We start from the raw sequence: 646 nt of genomic DNA, 5'->3' as shown, positions 1-646 counted from the left end.
AGCCGATAGCTGCGTCCGTCGAACTCAAGCAGATGGCAATGATGCATAAGGCGATCGAGGATCGTCGTGCTCATAGTGTTGTCCCCAAGGTATGCCCCCCAATCCTGCACGACGCGATTGGAGGTGACGATGACGCTGCGGCGCAGTTTGTAGCGCTGATGGATCAGGGTCTGCAGCAAAGTGCCGGCGTCGTCGGGGATGGCGCGTGCGAGGAATAGATCGTCCAGCACGAGGAGATCGCAGTCGATGATGGTTCGCAGCCGGACCTCGCGTTGTGCCGGAGAGTTCAGGGCGTAGCGGTGGAAGAAGTCGTCGGTCTCAAGATACTGGACCTTGTGGCTTTGCAGGATCGCCTGATAGGCAATCGCCTTGGCGATGTGCGACTTCCCGGTGCCAGGTTTGCCGACAAGCAGAGCGTTCTCGCCAGCGGCAATGAACGCCAGGGTGTGGAGCTGGAAGCAGGTCTGACGTGGCAGTTTGGGATTGAAGGACCAGTCGAACTCGGCGAGCGTCAGCTTTTCGTCGAGCCCGGATTGCTGGTATCGCCGCTCGATAAGACGGGACTGACGACGGTCCAGTTCATCCTGCAGGATAAGGGAGAAGGTCTCGAGGAAGGGCTGGTTGGCGCCCTGCGCCTGGAGCACGC

The 646-nt window shown here is 60.1% G+C and carries 1 protein-coding gene; it reads right to left on the bottom strand.

Going from position 1 to position 646, the window contains the following annotated elements; all coding sequences use genetic code 11:
* Positions 1-646 (bottom strand): IS21-like element IS1631 family helper ATPase IstB (istB, locus tag XI08_RS09860; protein ID WP_271574267.1); only part of this gene is annotated, 646 nt, incomplete at both ends.

It is taken from the genome of Bradyrhizobium sp. CCBAU 11361, from assembly GCF_028128935.1.
GTDB lineage: Bacteria > Pseudomonadota > Alphaproteobacteria > Rhizobiales > Xanthobacteraceae > Bradyrhizobium > Bradyrhizobium niftali.
Note: the sequence above shows the minus strand (reverse complement) of the source record. Positions and strands in the feature narration are given on the sequence as shown.